The 17,191-nt window shown below is 45.3% G+C and carries 13 protein-coding genes; 9 read left to right on the forward strand and 4 right to left on the reverse strand.

Features of this window, described 5'->3' with window-relative positions; translation table 11 throughout:
- The first annotated feature begins 488 nt into the window (after nucleotides 1-488).
- From B9Y77_RS12210 to B9Y77_RS12220, 3 genes are all read left to right on the forward strand, one after another.
- Complete coding sequence (locus B9Y77_RS12210; RefSeq protein ID WP_085491813.1) at nucleotides 489-2,183, forward strand: glycosyl hydrolase family 5; 1,695 nt, start codon at nucleotides 489-491, stop codon at nucleotides 2,181-2,183.
- A gap of 214 nt (nucleotides 2,184-2,397) precedes the next feature.
- Nucleotides 2,398-4,053, forward strand: coding sequence for a glycosyl hydrolase family 5 (locus B9Y77_RS12215; protein WP_085491814.1), 1,656 nt, complete (start codon nucleotides 2,398-2,400; stop codon nucleotides 4,051-4,053).
- 165 nt (nucleotides 4,054-4,218) lie between these two features.
- Nucleotides 4,219-4,566: a helix-turn-helix domain-containing protein gene (locus B9Y77_RS12220; protein ID WP_073443311.1), complete on the forward strand. Its 348-nt coding sequence runs from the start codon at nucleotides 4,219-4,221 to the stop codon at nucleotides 4,564-4,566.
- A 12-nt stretch (nucleotides 4,567-4,578) separates the two neighbouring features.
- On the opposite strand, the gene B9Y77_RS12225 is transcribed toward B9Y77_RS12220, so the two are convergent.
- The 3 genes from B9Y77_RS12225 to B9Y77_RS12235 all read right to left on the reverse strand — a co-directional run bounded on the left by B9Y77_RS12225 (nucleotide 4,579) and on the right by B9Y77_RS12235 (nucleotide 7,373).
- Nucleotides 4,579-5,631, reverse strand: a complete 1,053-nt coding sequence (locus B9Y77_RS12225; RefSeq protein ID WP_085491815.1) for a M48 family metallopeptidase — start codon at nucleotides 5,629-5,631, stop codon at nucleotides 4,579-4,581.
- A 9-nt stretch (nucleotides 5,632-5,640) separates the two neighbouring features.
- Nucleotides 5,641-6,198 carry a LemA family protein gene (locus B9Y77_RS12230; protein WP_085491879.1) on the reverse strand — a complete coding sequence of 186 codons (558 nt, stop codon included), beginning with the start codon at nucleotides 6,196-6,198 and terminating at the stop codon, nucleotides 5,641-5,643.
- A gap of 122 nt (nucleotides 6,199-6,320) precedes the next feature.
- Complete coding sequence (locus B9Y77_RS12235; protein WP_085491816.1) at nucleotides 6,321-7,373, reverse strand: Rpn family recombination-promoting nuclease/putative transposase; 1,053 nt, start codon at nucleotides 7,371-7,373, stop codon at nucleotides 6,321-6,323.
- 610 nt (nucleotides 7,374-7,983) lie between these two features.
- Between B9Y77_RS12235 and B9Y77_RS12240 the strand changes: the two genes are divergently transcribed.
- Genes B9Y77_RS12240 through B9Y77_RS12250 form a run of 3 tightly spaced genes read left to right on the forward strand, consistent with a single transcriptional unit; the run spans nucleotide 7,984 to nucleotide 11,914 of the window.
- Nucleotides 7,984-8,481, forward strand: coding sequence for a hypothetical protein (locus B9Y77_RS12240; RefSeq protein WP_073443307.1), 498 nt, complete (start codon nucleotides 7,984-7,986; stop codon nucleotides 8,479-8,481).
- Nucleotides 8,481-10,124 carry a YtxH domain-containing protein gene (locus B9Y77_RS12245; protein ID WP_085491817.1) on the forward strand — a complete coding sequence of 548 codons (1,644 nt, stop codon included), beginning with the start codon at nucleotides 8,481-8,483 and terminating at the stop codon, nucleotides 10,122-10,124. Before B9Y77_RS12240 ends, B9Y77_RS12245 begins: the two co-directional genes overlap by 1 nt.
- 2 nt (nucleotides 10,125-10,126) lie before the next feature.
- Nucleotides 10,127-11,914 (forward strand): GTPase domain-containing protein, encoded by a 1,788-nt coding sequence (locus tag B9Y77_RS12250; protein WP_085491818.1) that lies wholly within the window; start codon nucleotides 10,127-10,129, stop codon nucleotides 11,912-11,914.
- A gap of 40 nt (nucleotides 11,915-11,954) precedes the next feature.
- Here B9Y77_RS12250 and B9Y77_RS12255 read toward each other — a convergent pair whose 3' ends face one another.
- Entirely contained in the window at nucleotides 11,955-12,233 is a 279-nt protein-coding gene (locus B9Y77_RS12255; RefSeq protein WP_085491819.1) for a hypothetical protein, read from the reverse strand.
- A 216-nt stretch (nucleotides 12,234-12,449) separates the two neighbouring features.
- Here B9Y77_RS12255 and B9Y77_RS12260 point away from each other — a divergent pair, with 216 nt between their 5' ends.
- From B9Y77_RS12260 to B9Y77_RS12270, 3 genes are read left to right on the forward strand one after another with little or no spacing between them, the layout of a single operon-like run.
- The gene (locus B9Y77_RS12260) at nucleotides 12,450-13,082 is read left to right on the forward strand and encodes a 4Fe-4S single cluster domain-containing protein (RefSeq protein ID WP_254900023.1); all 633 of its coding nucleotides are present in this window, start codon (nucleotides 12,450-12,452) and stop codon (nucleotides 13,080-13,082) included.
- 15 nt (nucleotides 13,083-13,097) lie between these two features.
- Nucleotides 13,098-14,597: a hypothetical protein gene (locus tag B9Y77_RS12265; RefSeq protein WP_139829316.1), complete on the forward strand. Its 1,500-nt coding sequence runs from the start codon at nucleotides 13,098-13,100 to the stop codon at nucleotides 14,595-14,597.
- A 3-nt stretch (nucleotides 14,598-14,600) separates the two neighbouring features.
- A complete protein-coding gene (locus tag B9Y77_RS12270) occupies nucleotides 14,601-17,189 on the forward strand; it encodes an AAA family ATPase (protein WP_085491822.1) in 2,589 nt (862 codons plus the stop codon).
- Nucleotides 17,190-17,191 lie beyond the last annotated feature (2 nt).

The raw sequence follows: 17,191 nt of genomic DNA on the forward strand, positions 1-17,191 counted from the left end.
TCGGGGTGTTTCCGGAGCGTTGAAAACCCGCTCATTTTCTAGGATAAAAATGCCCTTTTTCGCTTAATTTTCAAAGGTATAGCAATTTATATCAACGATAAAACCAAGTTTCTAACATCTTATCAACATTATTTATAAACCCACCAAAATCGATTTCACAAGGGCACGCATTAAAAGTAAAAAGATTTTTACATTAAAAAATTTTACAAAGTTTTACCTTTCCAGACTTCCCAAACCATTGACTTTCAATATTTTGAGATTTCCCGTCCCTTTCAAAATAACAGAATTCGCGTCTCCAAAATCACCCCTATCGACCACCGACAAATTACCAACAACCACTAACGAATGACCAACAGCTAAAGACCAATTACCAAATTCCGAATTGTTTTATATCACGATTATCACGTGAAAAGATTTTTTACAAGACATTATATATAATATTGCTATCTTTAAATAAAGGTGTTTGGGGATAATTTCGAGGAACTTCTATGAAATACCCCCTTTTGAGACCCCTGCTTGCGCTTGGGGCACTCGTTTTGGCTTGTTCGTGTTCAGACAAATCGCCCAGCAGCGGCGATTCTTCCGTTATACCTTGTGAAGACGCCTTGTATATGCCTTCTAAAGGCTACCTGATTTATACCAAGGACAACAAGGTCACTGATCTTTCTGGCAACCAGATTGGAAAAGCCGTTGGTGTCACAACTAATATTATTGTCCTCAAGGACATGGCTGGTCAAAACCTACTCGGAGACCAACAAACCCTGAACATCAATGACCATAGCATCGTAACGCAGCTTATCGGCGACCCGGCAAACTGCAACGTGGGCAAATCCGGTTCCCAGATTTCCACTTGCGAAGACGCCCGCCTGTTGACCGCAGACAAGAACTACCTCATCTACGCTGACGGCTCAGTGACTGACGAAGCAGGCAATCCAATCGGCACGCTCTCCCCCATCCTGGGCACGACGCTTTTTAACATGGTGGATTTGTCCGGTACACCGATCATGAATAACATCGATCTCAACCTGTACCAGCAAATTATCCCTGGCGATGGTATCCGCTATAAGATTACGGAACCCGCCTACCACTGGAAAGACGAGAAAGGCAATTACGTCATCTATAATAGCACGGTTGTCACCGATCCGTCAGGAAAAGCAGTCGGTGTTATCGATTTCTCCACAGGCATCATCTTCAATCTCGAAAGGACTGCGCCGCTTACCGTGGTTGACATCGCAGTGCTGATGCAGCCCAAGTCCATCCTGCAGTTGAATTCCAAGTGCGTGGACTATGACGCTCCTGTCGTTTCTTCTTCAAGCGCATACGTACCTCCTGTAAACAGCAGCTCCTCGACATACGTCCCGCCTACCCCGAATAGCAGTAGCGCCACCCCGAAGAGCAGCTCCTCCAAGCCAAAGAGCAGCAGTTCTGCACCTCCTCCGAGCAGCAGCTCTGCCGTAGTCACGAACAAGTGCCCGACAATCAAGACTAAGAGCGGCGGCAAGACAGGCTCCGGCTGGGCAACCCGTTATTGGGACTGCTGCAAGCCCCACTGCTCCTGGCCAGAACACGCACACGGCAACTATTCCAAGCAGTGCACCAACAAGGGACAGAACGAAAGCTCCGACTGGAGCGGCGGAAGCGTTTGTAGCGGTGGCGGTCTCATGACCTGCACAAGCCAGATTCCGTTTACAATTGATGGCTGTACCGAAATGGGCTTTGCATTCGCAGCTGTGCCTGCAAGCGATGGCGGCGACTGCGGCAAGTGCTACCAGCTGACCTTTACCGGTAAGGGCAAGTACTCGACCGACGCAAACCACCAGGCAATCAAGAACAAGAAACTCATCATCATGACGACCAACATCGGTGGTGACGTTCAGCAGGGCCAGTTCGACATCATGATCCCGGGCGGCGGCGTTGGCATGTTCAACGGATGCTCTTCCATGGGTTGGGGCAACCAGGGCGCTCAATACGGCGGCCTCCTCTCCAACTGCGAAACCGAAAAGAACTACAAGCCGGCTGCAACTTTGACCTGCCTCAAGGAAAAGTGCAACAGCGTGTTCAGCGGTGATTCCAAGGCAAAGCAAGGCTGCTTGTTCCTCGCCGAATTCATGCACGGCGCAGGCAACCCCATGCACAACTACGTCGAAGTGGAATGCCCCGAAGTTCTCAAGTCCAAGTATTAATCAAAAGGTCTAAATCGGAACTAAACGCCCCGTAACGGGGCGTTTTTCTTTTTGTAAGTCTTTGATAATAAATAAGTTGTGCTTAATTTCACATAATCCTATTGTATAGTTCTTTTTACTCTTAATTACGAGCATTTTAGAGGAGAAGATTTTATCTTTTAGCTCGGATGATTGGAATACAGGGTGTGATATATTTACAAGGGCTTATTATATCATGAAGAATAAACTGTTTAAAACCCTCACAATTTTCGGACTTTCCTTTATCGCTTGGAACTGCTCCAATGACCCTGCATCTCCTTCGGGAGCAACCTCTGCCGAATTACCGGCAATCCAGACAAAGCAAATGCTTGAAGTGGATCAGCAAAGCTGGTTGCTCAATACCGGAAGCCAAGTTTTCTTGATTGTACCTAATGGTACTGGAACGTACGCTGTCACGGATGCATTCAGCAATCCAGTCGGCACGTTCAATACGACAACAAAGTCCATTTCAGACGCAGCCGGAAACACGACGGTTGTCAACGTCGATCTTTCTTCGCTCCCGATTGTCAATCCGGACAAGACCATCACCTACCCCGATGGCTCCAAGACGACTCTCACAGGTGAACCGATTTCTAGCGGTGTAGTAGTGAACAGCTCCTCGGCAACAGCCCCAGGCACCGTTGTTGTAAGCAGCTCTTCCGTCTACAACCCGAGCACAAATCCGGTCGTGAATTCCAGCTCCGCCAAGGCTACCCCGGTCGCTTCCTCCTCTTCGCAGAAGGCTCAGCAGCCTGTAGCAAGCTCCTCTTCGAAGCAGCAGAACAACTCCGGCACCTCCGACAAACAGTGCAACGGTCAGTGCTACGACAGCGCTTCGGGCAAGTGCGTTGCCTATTACGACCAGATGACTGGTTCCAAGGGCGAAAAGTACGCCTACGACAATGATTGCAAGGTAAACTGCTACTACGATCCTGAAAATAAGAATTGCCAGAATATGACCGGCTCAACACCTTCTCAGCAGCCGAAGTCCAGCTCCAGCGTGAAGTCTTCTTCTTCACAGCAACAGCAGCAGGCAAAATCTTCTTCGTCTCAGCAGCAGCAACAGCCGAAGTCCTCCAGCAGCCAGCCGAAATCTTCGTCTAGCCAGCAGCAACAGCAAAACAATCCCAACGCATCCGCTGAAGAAGCCAAGTACCTCAATGCAGGCGCCGGTGGACAGCAGGGCTTTGCCACCCGTTACTGGGACTGCTGCATGCCTCACTGCTCCTGGCCGGAACACGGTGGCGCCGCCAAGACTTGCGATGCCAAGGGCAAGACCCCGATTAGCAACACTAACGGCAGTATCTGCTCCGGCGGTCAAGGCACCACTTGCACAAGCCAGATTCCTATAATCGTGAGCGACAAGCTCGCCTACGCATTCGCAGCAACTCCGGGTAACGACGCCACATGCGGCAAGTGCTTCGCCCTCACCTTCACCGGTACCGGCAAGTACGAAACCAAGGCAAACCACCAGGCTCTCAAGGGCAAGACTCTCGTCGTGATGGCATCGAACATCGGTTACGACGTGGCTGGCGGCCAGTTCGACATCATGATCCCGGGTGGCGGATTCGGTGCTTTCAATGGTTGCAGCCAGATGGGCTGGAACATCCCGCAAAACACCACAACGTACGGCGGCCTCCTCTCCGACTGCGAAAAGGAAGTCGGATACAATGGCGACCTTTTGACCAAACGCAAGGAATGCCTCACCAAGAAGTGCAACAGCGCTTTTGCTAGCGACACCCAGGCCAAGGAAGGCTGTCTCTTCCTCGCTACATGGATGGAAGCAGCAGGCAACCCGAACCACACTTATAAAGAAGTTGAATGTCCGGCTGCTTTGAAGGCTCAATTCTAATCAAAAACAGCCAGAAGCGCCATTAGCTATAGTTAAAACTTATAAAAGCACCCTGCCAAAGGGTGCTTTTTTGACTATGATTACATCGCTAAAATCCAAAAATTTCTCGAAATTATGGAAACAATTGTTTGCACGATATTTTGGGGTAATTCATAACATTGGAGAATGCGATATGACATTGATGTCATCCGAAAAGCTGAAATAGAACTTTTAGCACAGATGCAAGGGGCTACTTCGATTACGAAGAAAAAACTCGCTCTCGATAGCGGGATTAGCCGTCAGCACCTCGGTCTCGTCGCAAAAGGCAAACGCAACCTCTCCGTCAAATCATTTTGCGACCTTGCCGATGCTTTCGGCTGTACAGCCACCGAACTGATGTCCAAGCTCGAAGCTTTAATGTTGGAGCAAATCCAGCTCCAGACGCCTGCCGCAGCCGACAAGGCTAAGGGCATAAACTATATCAATAAAGCTATTCTGGACAAAAACAATCCGAAAAAACCGCCTAAGCCATAATTATAGGCATTTTTAAAATTGCTCAAGCAGCTGAATGCGCTCAGGTGTATCCGGGTGCGTGCAGAACATGATGTTCGCCTTCGCGACCCAGCCCTTTAATCCCATATTGTTATCGAATTCTTCATCGGGGTGGATCACGTAAAGCTGTGCGATATCGTCGCGCTTTACGCTCATAAGCCCCGGATCCTTGGAAATCTTTCGCAGCGCAGAAGCTAGCGCCAAGGGATCTCCACAAAGTTCGGCACCGCCGGCATCGGCAACGTATTCACGCTTGCGCGAAATCGCAAGTCGCGTAAGCCAAGTAAAAACATAGCCGATAGAACTCCAAAGAAACACTAGCAGTAAAATAAAGATAAGGTACACATCGGCTCGCCCACTATTGCGGTCACGCCTGGACGAACGACGCGGAGTATGGATCATGGCACTCATCAGTTTCAGCGATACCGTCTGAATCGTCGCAAAAATCCCCACGAAAACAATGCACACCACCATGAGGCGCGTATCGCGATTCTTGATATGCGTAAGCTCGTGACCCACAACCGCCGAAAGCTCCCTATCGTCCAGCTTTTCGATAAGCCCCGTCGTGAGCGTAATCGTAAACGAAGGAATATCGATGCCGCTTGCAAAGGCGTTCATTCCTGAATCTTCTACAATGTTGATTTGCGGCATCTCGATACCGCCGGCAATGCAAAGGTTTTCGACAATGTTATAAACACGCAAGTTCTCTTTGCGCTCGAGAGGCTTTGCATGAGTTGCATGACGTATGATGGCAGTATTCGCACAATAGGCAACAATGAACCACACCCCTACAATCTGCAAGGTGTAAGGAATCACGACCTTGAAGCAATGCCATATTTCGGGCCAATGCATAGTCCCGTACCTTGTACGTGATGCATGGTCAAGAGGGCAGCCTCCCTCGACAATATCGCAAAGAACACCGAAGAAATCAAGCCCCAGAATAACCAGAAACACCATCCCCAGTAATATTACCGGGAACATGAAAAGCAGAATCACCGTATTGCGGTTATTCCGCCAAATCTGGGTTTGGAGACCGACGTATTTCATTGAAGGAAATTAAAACTTCACTTCAGGGGCCTTTTCGAGCGTAGCCCTATTCTCGACCGCCTCGTACATGGCAGCACGGGTAAAGTGGAACATGCCAGCAATGATGTTGCTCGGGAAGACTTCGCAAGCGTTGTTGTATTCGCGCGTCGAGGAGTTGAAGAAACGGCGTGCGGCGGCAAGCTTGTTTTCAATGTCCGCAAGTTCCGTCTGCAACTGCAAGAAGTTCTGATTCGCCTTGAGTTCCGGGTAAGCTTCGAGCGAAACGCGGAGCCCAGCGAGTGCACCGGACAAAGCCTTGTCGGCAGCGACCTTCTCGTCGATAGTCGTCGCACTCATAGCGGCAGAGCGTGCGGCAGTTACCTTCTCGAGCACGTCCTTTTCGTGCGTGGCATAGCCCTTGACCGTCGAAACGAGCTGCGGAACAAGGTCATAACGCTGCTTGAGCTGCACATCGATATTCGCAAACGCATTCTCGCGATTGTTGCGGAGCTTCACAAGCCCGTTGTACATGGAAATGAACACAGCGATGACGATGAAAATGACTGCGACTACGATAACTACGGTCATAAAATCTCCTTTCTTCTTGTGGAAATAATATACATAAAAACAAGAAGAAAAAGAAAGCCCACGGAAGATATCCATGGACTACAAACGAGTACAACACCTCGCCTATGCACAAACGCACTCTGCTAGGGCGCAACCCTTGACTTGATAGCAAGAATCTCAGATTCAGAAAGCTCCGTGAATTCCATAATCTCTTCTATAGGCTTATTCTTGGCAAGCATCTTGGCAGCCATTTCGCAAGCCTTCTTCAGTTTGCCTTCGGCGAGTCCGTCTTTGCGACCTTCGGACTTGCCTTCTGCAAAGCCCTCAGCATGTCCTTCGGTTTTTCCTTGGGCGAAGCCTTCCGCGCGACCTTCGACGAGACCCGCTTCGTGGCCCTCTTTCTTGCCTTCGGCAAATCCGATTTCATGTTCTGCCATCAAGTCCGTCACGTTCTTTACCTCGCAGTTGAATAGCTCTTCTGCAAAATTAATCAATTTCACAGAATCAAGCAACCTCCTGAACGTTTCGTTCTGCATAATCTTTTCGGGAACGGGTTCCTCATTGATAGTCACCTTGATGGCGCGGAGCCACTGCGCGGCTTCGGAGCTGTCGTTCGTGGTAATCCCCTTTTCTTCGAGCCTGAAAAACTTCTCTATTTCCACAAAAATCTTCTGGATTTTCGGGAAGAACTTCCTCCCGTTGCACATCTCGTCGACGTGATGGATGTACTTCTGCGGTTCTTCCGGGAAAAGCGTAAAGTCCAAGAGCCCGAGGAAGTAAATGCGGGGCAGTTCGTATTTTTCGCTTGTATGCACCTGATTCTCGATGACGCGGGACATGTAATATTCCACACGGTCGCGGTAAAATTCGTCACCCTGCTGCTGCACCTCGACCAGCACGCGTTCGCCCGCGTTGGTCGTTCCGATAATATCCACGATGCAGTCCTTCTTGGTGAACGCGCCGGGGAACTCCTGCATTTCAAGCGTGATTTCCTTGATAGCCTCGCCGCCATGCAAGTCGAGCATCGCGTTCACAAGCGAAATGAGGAGCGTGTGGTCCTTTTCTTCGGCGAAGACGATCTTGAAGATGCCGTCGCTGAGGATGTAGGCGTAGTTGTAGATTTCCTGGTACTTGAGAAGGTTTTTCTTGTCGATTTCCATTGCCCTGAGCAAGGAATAATGTTGAGCACGATTCATTTGAATTTCCGTATAAGTTTGTTAAAGCCCGCATGCGAAAGCCGCAAAGACAACAGCCATAAACCACGGTCGCCATCGGGCAATCCGCTTGCAAATTTTTCAATGACATGCGTTTAACGTCCGCCATTAACGACAGACGGTGCTCTACGTTGATCGCCAGGGGGCCAGTTTCCCCATAGGGTGTATGCTGCCTCGAATTTTCACGCCTGTCGAGCGGAACAAAGGGAGGTCGGCGTCAAGCAGATAGTGGAACTTCCTGCCCTGAATAGTACTGAGTCGAGAGTCGCAGTTTCAAGCTTGAAAACTATGACCGAGACTATGATACGGACGCCAACGGCGTCAATTTCTCGGTGTCGGCAGGATTAAAGCAATCTACGGGGAATAATATATACTAGCCGGATATTGCGCGTCAAGGGGTCGCGTTGCGGAGGAATTTTGAGTGAGTTTACAATGAATTTCGAAGTTCTAAAAACTAGAACTTTTGCAGTAATGTGAAAGTTTCAACTCATTCCTATCACGTACATAATATGCGCAAAATCCGTAGAACGTTTCTCTTTCCTTACAGAAATAGAATTATATTGGTAACATATTTAAATAAAAAAGGTATACCATGCAAAATTCTAGCACACGTGAAGAAATGCGACAGTATTATTCGAATACAACGTCAACTGTTGAAAAAATCCTTACTGATTTAAAAGAAACCAACAACCGAAACGACGAAGAATTACAAAAAAAAGTTGGCGCCCTCATTGCAAATATCGAGAGCAACAACAATAAGTTTAAAAAGCTTGTCGAAGATCTTGAAAAAGATAGTGAATTCGATAAATTCACCATTGCATTTTTAGGGCAGACCAATGCTGGCAAAAGTACGATTATTGAAGCCTTACGCATCCTTTTTGATGAAGAATCCCGAAAAACAAAAGCAGCTGAAAATCAAAAAGGTAATATTACCGCATTGACCGATTACAACAAACAATATTCTGAACTTATCCATCAGCTAGAAAATCTAAAATCAAAATATAAAACTCCAGCATCTAGTATAATTATCCCCATTGTTGCACTCCTAATCGGAATTGCAATCGGTATTGGAATTGGAGGCTTAATATAATGAACCTTTTTAAGCCTAGGCAAGTTAAACTCATAAATGCCTTAATAAGGCACATTAAGGCAAAACAGAATCTTGAAAATAGCAGCTATTTTCAAGTGGACGGCTGTATTATCGGTAATGGTAGCCAGGATTTTACAAAATCCCACACAAGCTATGGATTAAACATTAATGGAGAAAAAGCACAGCTAATCGATATCCCTGGCATTGAAGGCAATGAAGAAAAATTTATAGACATAATAAAGAATGCCCTGAAAAAAGCGCACCTTGTTTGTTACGTTGCAAAAGAAGCAAAAGGTATCGAAGAAACCACCTTGCAAAAAATCAAGGATTACATGCAAAAGAATGTTACCGAAATGGTAGGCATTCACAATATTCCATTACAACCGCAAAAGGAATATGACGGAGACGATTACGTAGAAGACATTACAAAAAAATTCAACGAAGCCAATAAGAAAAACAGCAATATCGGGGAAAAGCTTCAAAGCGTTGTTCCCGAAGATATGTATAAGGACACCGTAGGAATTTCTGCATTGCCTGGAATATGCGCTTTGGCTATTCACAATGGCAAAACCTCATTCGCTGCTCCAGAAAAATTTCCTAACAACACTGCTGTAGCAGAATCGCTGAAATCTTTACGCCGTGAACAAAGGACCTTTTTAAGTCGTGCATCGGATGTTGACCTGTTAAAAGTGAGCCATTTGAACAAACTCAGAAATGTTATTATTGACAGCTGTAACAATGCACCTGAAAGGATTAAAAAGGCTTCGTTAATCCGTCTATCCAAGCTTCTTCAAGATGACTATCTAGCCGACATTACCAAACAAAAAACTGCAATTGGAGAATTTCGTAATAAAATCCAAAAAAGAACAAATTCGCTAAGAGATAATATAGGAAACGCCCGTGATCAGCTAAAAAGGAACATGGAGCATTCTGTAAAAAATACAGTATATGATTTCTTCTATCAGGATATTTTGGAGAAAATTATTTATCCCCATATTGAACGCCATGTAAAAATTGATGAAGATATCTTGAACAGGGAACTCAAATCTGAGCAATCTAGACTGAACAAAAAGATGTCTGATGATATACAAAATGCGATAACATCATCTTCAAAAGATTTTGCGGAACGAATTCAAAACTACGTGTCCGACTACCAACGCGGCATGATGCTAGATTTCCAAAATATCTCTTTGGAGTTGCCAGAATTCAATGCGGAATCTTTTGATTTCAAGCAGCTAGGAAGTGCGGCTATGACAATCGGCAGTTATGCAATCTCTGGCTTTGCAATCGGAAACGTATTTCCAGGTATAGGAACTCTAGTTGGCACAATAGTCGGTGCATTTGTAGGTTTGGTTGTTTGGGTCGCAGGGTGGTTCACTTCAAAAGAAACCAAAATTAGAAAAGCGAAAAGTAACGCCCGCGATAAAATCGAAGAGTGTGCCTATGAAACTTGGAATAAGATGTCTGGCAAAATAAGAGACATCGCCAACAAACTCGCTTCGAAAACGGATGAAGTCATAACACTTGCTTACAGGCAAGTCGAATCAGCAAATCAGTCTTACAACTTGATCTCAGATTTGGAATCAAAAATCAAAAAACAAGTAAAACATCTTGATGCAGAAATTGAACTGATGAGGGTATAACCATGGAACAAAATTCCTTTAAAACAGAAATCTTAAAATTTGTCGAAAAACTGGACAAGTTTTCAAATCTCCTTACAGAAGCAAAGAAAAGGACTTTTTCTGAAGAATTGGAGAAATCTTTTGAATCTTCTATAGAAAAAGTAGCATCCCTCAAAAACAGCCTTCAGGATGGCAAACTGAGAATTGCCCTTGTCGGAGCTTTTTCCGACGGAAAGACGAGTACTGTCGCTGGTTTTTTGGGACATGCCGATAGCAACATGAAAATTGCTGAAGAGGAATCTTCTGACGAGGTTATTGAATACAAACCAGAAAATATTGATGAGAATCTTCCACCTTGTTTATTTGTTGATACTCCAGGGCTTTTTGGACAAAAATACTCAGAAAAAACGGAAAAATTTGTATCTGAAGCCCATATCATCTTGTACATTGTCGCTGCAACTAACCCACTAAAAGATAGCCATAAAGAAACAGTTGCATGGCTGATGAATAAATTAAATAAATTCGATAACACCATTTTTGTCATTAACAGAATGGATGATGTATGCGATTACACTGATCCTGAAGATTTCGCAGAAAAAGAGAAACAAAAGAAAGAATTTCTCATTGAAAACATTACCCGGTTCTGCGGTCTTAATAAAGATGATGCTAAAATAAAGAACTTGAACATCGTCTGCATTTCCTCGGACCCAGAAGGCAAAGGTTTGCAAGATTCCAACGGAAAGCAGAATTATTGGTTGACTCCCGAAAAGAGGGAAAAATACGAAAAGTATTCCCGCATGCAAAACTTGAGGGATACAGTCAATGAAGTTGTCAAGCAAACCTTACCCCAAAAGCTAATCCAAGATACCGCTCTCACCGCAATCATTGCCGAAGTGGAAAAAAACTTCAAGGCATTAGATGATGAACAAAGCAAATTAGGCGAAGCAGTCATTCCAGAAACAAAAAATACTGTAGAAATTCTAGAAAGAGATCTTAATAACACAAAAAAGGACTTAAAGCGCGAAATTCGCCCATGCCGTGAAGAGCTTGAATCCCTAGAAAAAAGAATTACTACAAAAATCAGAAGCGCATCTGTGGCAACATTGCAAGAGGTCGTTGAAGATGAAATCGGTGACAAAGACAGTGCGCATAAACTTGAAGCACATATTCAGGATATTCTGCGAGATCATTTTGAAAACATTGTCAACACCTCCTGTCAAAAAATCAAATCCGATTTCGATTTAGGCAGTGAAAACATCGATTCTTCCTTAAAGCACTTTGTAAAAGCAGGTGCCGACGGAATGAAGAGTTTTAGCGGCATCGGTAAAGCAACTGTTTTTGCTGGCAGGGATATCTTAGGAAAAGTCGGCATTGCCATTAAGTTCAAACCATGGGGTGCTGTAAAAGTTGCCGGCATGATTAATAAGGGCGTTCCTATAGCAGGTGCTGCTATTTCCTTGGTTCTCGACATTTTCACTATATTTCAAACCAAGGAACAGCAGGAAAAATTTGCAAATGCTCAAAATACATTGATAGAAAATATCCATACAGCATTCAAAGACATTTATAAACAGTTTAATGAAGATGGGGTCTTCTTCGATTCTTTTGCACCGCAGATTTATGAAATAGAAAAACAAATCGATGGCGCCCGCACGGCTCTAAAAGAACTCGAAAATAACAATACATTTTGTAGTGAAGCAAAAGATAAAATTAAGGCTTTTCTGAAAAACGAGACCTTCAACGACTCTTGTTCAAGCGAATCAAATCCCAAAGGGCTTCGCGCATGGATTAAAAAAATTATGAAAAGCTAAAAACATCATTCGAACAAAGGACTGCTTTAAAAGCAGTCCTTTATCTCAACAAATAGTACTCATCCGCAAGTGCTTGCAAAGCAGTAACTCCTTCTTTCATTTTGATGCTCTTGATGGCATCTAGCACGAAGTCCATGCCGTATTTATCAATGTACGAAGCAACTAAAAATTTGAGGTCCTTTTGAACTTCCTCAATGGGCGGCGTCAAAGCACTACTGCATGCAGGGCAGTATCTCATGCTTTTGGCAAACGATTCTGAAACCGCAAATTCGGAATTACATTTTTCGCATCTCACTATAGCTCTTTTAAATCTGGGCATTTGTGTCTCCTATTAATTTTAAAAAAATATAGGCAACACATATAAAATCTTAAATACTCAAAATATTCAGGTTCCAGAAAATGGAACTTTTATAACATGTACAGTGTTCCAAAACACCAGCTCTGACTGCACAAAAAGACAAAAAGAACAAAAAATGTCCCTTTTTGGCAAAAAAATGTTTTATATTACCATCATGTTTGTAAACTTTACTTTTCCGTGTTTGGGTTTTCATTGCTAAAAGTCGACCGAATACAAGAAAAAACAGGCGTTCTTGGACCTGGCATACGAGCCGTGATCTGGTTTCACGGCTGTTTTCGCCATTGCCCTGGCTGCATTGCCGCAGGGATGAACAAGTCTCAGGATTTTACCGAATACACGGTAGACGAGCTGTTCCAGAAGGTTGCATCGGTTGAAGGCATAGAGGGAATCACCATCTCTGGCGGCGAACCCTTGATGCAAAACCTAGACGAACTGTACGAGTTCCTGATGTTGGTCAGGCAAAAGACATCCTTGAGCGTAATGCTCTATACGGGGTACCTGTTGCAAGAGGTCAACGAAGACGAAAACAAGAAGCGACTGCTTGACTTTGTGGACATCCTAGTCGATGGCCCCTACGTCGAGGAACTGGACCATGGACAACTATGGAGAGGCTCCGAAAACCAGAGGGTTTATTTTCTCTCTTCGCGGTACTCCGAAGCCCAAGATGGTTTCGCGCAGAAGAAGGGGCGCCCCATAGAATGTAAGTTTATAAATGCCTCCGATTTTTCCCTGACGGGAGTTCCGCCTCGCGGGTTCAGGAAATCTCTTTCGAGAAGAATGGCAGAAAAGGGTTTAATTATTAACTGGTAATAAAGAAGGAACAATATGAGCGGTGTAAAAAAAGCGACAGTAACACAGAACCTGAATAGGACTTTGAAAACCGTTGAGGAGGCACTCGCACAGTGCGCATCCATGGCGAACTCGACTGGAAAAATCGGTCAAAGCGAATTCGAGAATAAAAAGAGGAACGCCCAGACGGTACACAACAACGTCATTCGCAAATTGCCTGAAGAACTGGCACAGTTCCTTCGTAACGAAACTGCCCAGTGGAAATCCCTTTTGCACCGCCACGACGAGAGCTACGACAAAGCTGGAACATCTGCAAATCAGGCTAATCAGTATGACGCGACGTTCCAACAGCATTACGATATTGCAAGGCGTGAACTATCGTCGATAAAAAGCAACGTAAATAACATTAAAAATCAAATTAGCGGTAGAAGCGGCTATCTTAATAGCGAAAATTACCAAGCTTTGGAACTGGGTCGCCAGGCAAGGCAAATTTTGGCAGAATTGCAGCCCGATGTAGAACTGAGCAGAAAAGCCCAAGATTCAAGGCGTCAGGCATTCAATAAACTCTCGGAATCAGAATCTCTGGCACAAGCAGCCCAGCGCGAATACGACCGTTTGGTGAACCTCGCCCGCGACCGACAGGAAAAGAAACGCATCGCCGAAGAAAACGAACGCAATGCAAAAATGCTCGATGCCGACCTGAAGTCTCTCCGCAAGGAAATCGAGTCTAAAAACTACAAGAAGTTCTCGAACAGCCGCTATTCGGAATCCCTCAAACGCGAACTCGATTCGCTGAAAGACCTAGTCGTGGGTGGCGCATACGCCGAAGCCATTCCGCGCTCTCAAAAGATTAAGGAAGAACTGATCATCATCTCAGCCGAGATTGATGCGAACGAACAAGCGTGGACTGCCGCCAAGAACGCAGCCGAAAAAGCTCTTACCGATGCTAAAGCAGAAATGGCTCTTACGAACAGAAATGATGTGGAGCTCTATTCCGGTCTAGACAAATCCTCCGTAGATAAGTTTTATTCGAACATTGACAAGGCTTCCCGCCTGATTGCATCCGAATCATTCGATGCAGCGACATCACAAATTGCAGATGTCTTGAGCAATCTCCGTTCAGCTGTCGAAAAGACCGTGGAAAACAAGAGGCTCGCAGAACAGCGTGAAGAAATCGCCCAGTCGATTATGCAGGCGCTCTACGATTGTGACTATGACACACCGAGCTACTACCAGAAAGAAGAAGGCAATGAGCTTTCGGACCTATGCGTCGTCGCAGCAGCCCCTGGCGGAGTTGGCGACATGAAGTTGCGTATCGCCCTGGACGGCAACGTTTCCTTTGAAGTGGCAAACATCCCCGAAGGCCATGAAAAGCTCTGCATCGAGTCCGTCCGGAAAATGCAGGAAAAGCTCGCCGAAGACGAAATCAACTTTAACGTGACCGACTGGGGTCGCGCAGAAAACCAGAACAAGGTCCACCTGGACGTAAAGCAGAGAACACAGGAAACCCAGATTACCCGTCAACGCCAGGGATAAATTATGAATAGCATCTTTTTCAACAAGCGAATTGAAGGTCCGTTCAAGGAGACCTACAAAGGTTACAACCAGTATATTTTTACTGGCGATATCGACGACCTGTTTTTGATGGATTCTTCTGAACTGGGAATCAATCGCAAACTTTGCAGGATTGAAGATGCCTTTGCGGAATATGGCAAGAAAGAAAAGTACGACATTGTCATTACCGTAAAAGAAGACCAGAATCTTTCTTTTGGCAACAGTCAGCAAGAAGAATTATTCAACAGGCTTGCGAGCGGGTCTAGCGAAAAACTCGTGGAAGAAGGGAAAAAAGCAAAGGCGTTCACCCCACGCAAAAAAAGAGAAGAACAGTCTAGCGCATCTCAAAGCCAGACTAATGAAAATGCAACTAATCCCAACGCCCAAAACTCAAAACGCCAAGTTGAAGAACAAGCGCAAGGCAACGACGGTCTCAACCGCTTGAACAGAATTACACGAGTTCTGCAAAATACAAACACCAAGACACTTGTAATTTACCCCAATCCCGAAAAGATGATTGTCGGCGGGAATGTCGATGCCCCGACCATGCAAAAAATCGAAGTCATCGTTAAGAAATGGCGCGACATTATCCAAGAAGCCAATCCGGAAACAAGGACGGTACTGATTATCAATCCCCACCGGTTAAAAGAATTCCGAATGGTGGAACACACCTTATCTTGCTATGACCACAACTGCAAGGAAATAACCATTTCGAATCCGCCAGTCGATGAAATGAAGACATGGCTAAAAAAATACCGTAAAGAAAACAACATTCAAGGAACAAAGAACGATAGAGACCGAGTAGTCCTCACGGGTCGAGCCAATGGCGGAAGCTTGCAGAACTTCATCAGTTGGGTTCAAGGATTCTTCTGGACAAATCCAAATTTGTGCAATTGGAGTGACCTGATTGCGCATGAAAATCAAGATGCAGTCGAATCCGTCGATGGGCTTATAGAGCGCCTCGACGAAATGATTGGGCTTGATGACGTGAAAAAAGAAATCAAGACCATCAAGGAAAACGCTGAAAAAAATCACGACACCGCAGCAGAAGCATCTTACCACATGTTCTTTCTGGGCAATCCCGGTACAGGCAAGACAGTCGTCGCAGACATTGTCGCAAGGCTTTTCTGGGCTATGGAATTGCGCACAAGCAAAAAGGTCGTAAACGTCGCTATTCAAGATATCATAAGCCAATACAACGAAGGCGAAACCATCCAAAAAATGAAGGACAAAGTCCAAGAAGCCATGGGTGGTGTCCTTTTCATTGACGAAGCATACCTATTCGCCGAAAGCGACTGGGGACGTAAGGCTTTCCAAGTTCTCTTGACCGAAATGGAAAACAACCGCAATAACTTGACGGTAATTCTTGCTGGGTACGAGGAACGCTTGCAGGCACTAAAGGATGTGAACCCCGGTATCGACAACCGTATTCGAATTAAACTACATTTCAAGGATTATTCAAAGGAAGAAAAACTCAGAATTTTCAAATTGTTCCTAAAAAAGAACAATGAAGAAAAAGAGACCAAGTATCATCTTTCTCCCGAAGCCGAGCAGAAATTGCTCCGCGTACTCGATTCCTGTGAAGGAAATGGACGTGGAGTCAGAAATGTATTCGATTACACCTTGCAAAAAGCTGGGAATGCCGAAGAAATTACTGAAAATCACATCTATGATCCCCACGAAATCCATCCGGATGAAGCCGATAAGGTCATACAGGATATCAATCGAGAATTCATCGGAATGGAAGATCTGAAGGACCGCCTCAAGCAATACTTTAAACGTATCCAATGGAATGTCCAACGTAACAAGATTTTGGGAATAACAAAGCCCTCTAATTATGCCTACCGCATCCGCTTTACAGGTCCTCCGGGTACCGGCAAGACATCAATTGCACGCTACATGGGCCGATTCTTCCACGCCATGGGCATTACTGAAACTGATGGATTCCAGGAATGTGGTGCAACCTCGCTCAAGGGCGCCTATGTCGGACATGCGCAAAAAGCGGTCAACAACCTGTTCCACGAAAATCGAGGCAAGGTCATTTTCATCGATGAAATCTATAGCCTCTACAACCCCGACGCCCATCAGGACGATTCGTTCTCGCGCGAAGTGATTGATACGCTCGTTCGCTGCTTGACTGCCGAAGAATATCAGAGTACGGTCGTCATTGTCGCAGGCTACAAAGATCGAGTCGACAAGTTCATGGAAGCAAACCCTGGTCTTGCAAGCCGCATCCCCGATGAAATTGAATTCCAAAACTACTCCGCCAACGACTGCTACAAAATTTTTGTCGCCGAAGCCCAAAAGCATCAGTACGAAGTTTTGGACGGATGTCAAGAAAAGCTGGAAGCTTACTTCCAAGCCGAAATCGACAAAAATCAGTCCAATTTCGGAAACGCCCGCGACGTGAAGGCAACCTTCGGACTTGTCGAGACTAACGTCATGAACAGAGTTTTTTCAGACTCTGAAATGTTGTCTTTGGCAAAAACAAAGCCAACAAGGGAACAGTTTACACAAATTATCCCAGAAGACATTCCCGCCGCTGCCCCAATCGCAAAAAAGAATGAGGATTAATT

Origin of the sequence: Fibrobacter sp. UWB13 (genome assembly GCF_900177805.1) — a bacterium.
GTDB lineage: Bacteria > Fibrobacterota > Fibrobacteria > Fibrobacterales > Fibrobacteraceae > Fibrobacter.

What these genes read in the sequence shown, in the direction of transcription:
- B9Y77_RS12210 (WP_085491813.1), top strand. Translation starts at nt 489, where the DNA reads ATGAAATACCCCCTTTTGAGACCCCTGCTTGCGCTTGGGGCACTCGTT.
- B9Y77_RS12215 (WP_085491814.1), top strand. Translation starts at nt 2,398, where the DNA reads ATGAAGAATAAACTGTTTAAAACCCTCACAATTTTCGGACTTTCCTTT.
- B9Y77_RS12220 (WP_073443311.1), top strand. Translation starts at nt 4,219, where the DNA reads ATGCGATATGACATTGATGTCATCCGAAAAGCTGAAATAGAACTTTTA.
- B9Y77_RS12225 (WP_085491815.1), bottom strand. Translation starts at nt 5,631, where the DNA reads ATGAAATACGTCGGTCTCCAAACCCAGATTTGGCGGAATAACCGCAAT.
- B9Y77_RS12230 (WP_085491879.1), bottom strand. Translation starts at nt 6,198, where the DNA reads ATGACCGTAGTTATCGTAGTCGCAGTCATTTTCATCGTCATCGCTGTG.
- B9Y77_RS12235 (WP_085491816.1), bottom strand. Translation starts at nt 7,373, where the DNA reads ATGAATCGTGCTCAACATTATTCCTTGCTCAGGGCAATGGAAATCGAC.
- B9Y77_RS12240 (WP_073443307.1), top strand. Translation starts at nt 7,984, where the DNA reads ATGCAAAATTCTAGCACACGTGAAGAAATGCGACAGTATTATTCGAAT.
- B9Y77_RS12245 (WP_085491817.1), top strand. Translation starts at nt 8,481, where the DNA reads ATGAACCTTTTTAAGCCTAGGCAAGTTAAACTCATAAATGCCTTAATA.
- B9Y77_RS12250 (WP_085491818.1), top strand. Translation starts at nt 10,127, where the DNA reads ATGGAACAAAATTCCTTTAAAACAGAAATCTTAAAATTTGTCGAAAAA.
- B9Y77_RS12255 (WP_085491819.1), bottom strand. Translation starts at nt 12,233, where the DNA reads ATGCCCAGATTTAAAAGAGCTATAGTGAGATGCGAAAAATGTAATTCC.
- B9Y77_RS12265 (WP_139829316.1), top strand. Translation starts at nt 13,098, where the DNA reads ATGAGCGGTGTAAAAAAAGCGACAGTAACACAGAACCTGAATAGGACT.
- B9Y77_RS12270 (WP_085491822.1), top strand. Translation starts at nt 14,601, where the DNA reads ATGAATAGCATCTTTTTCAACAAGCGAATTGAAGGTCCGTTCAAGGAG.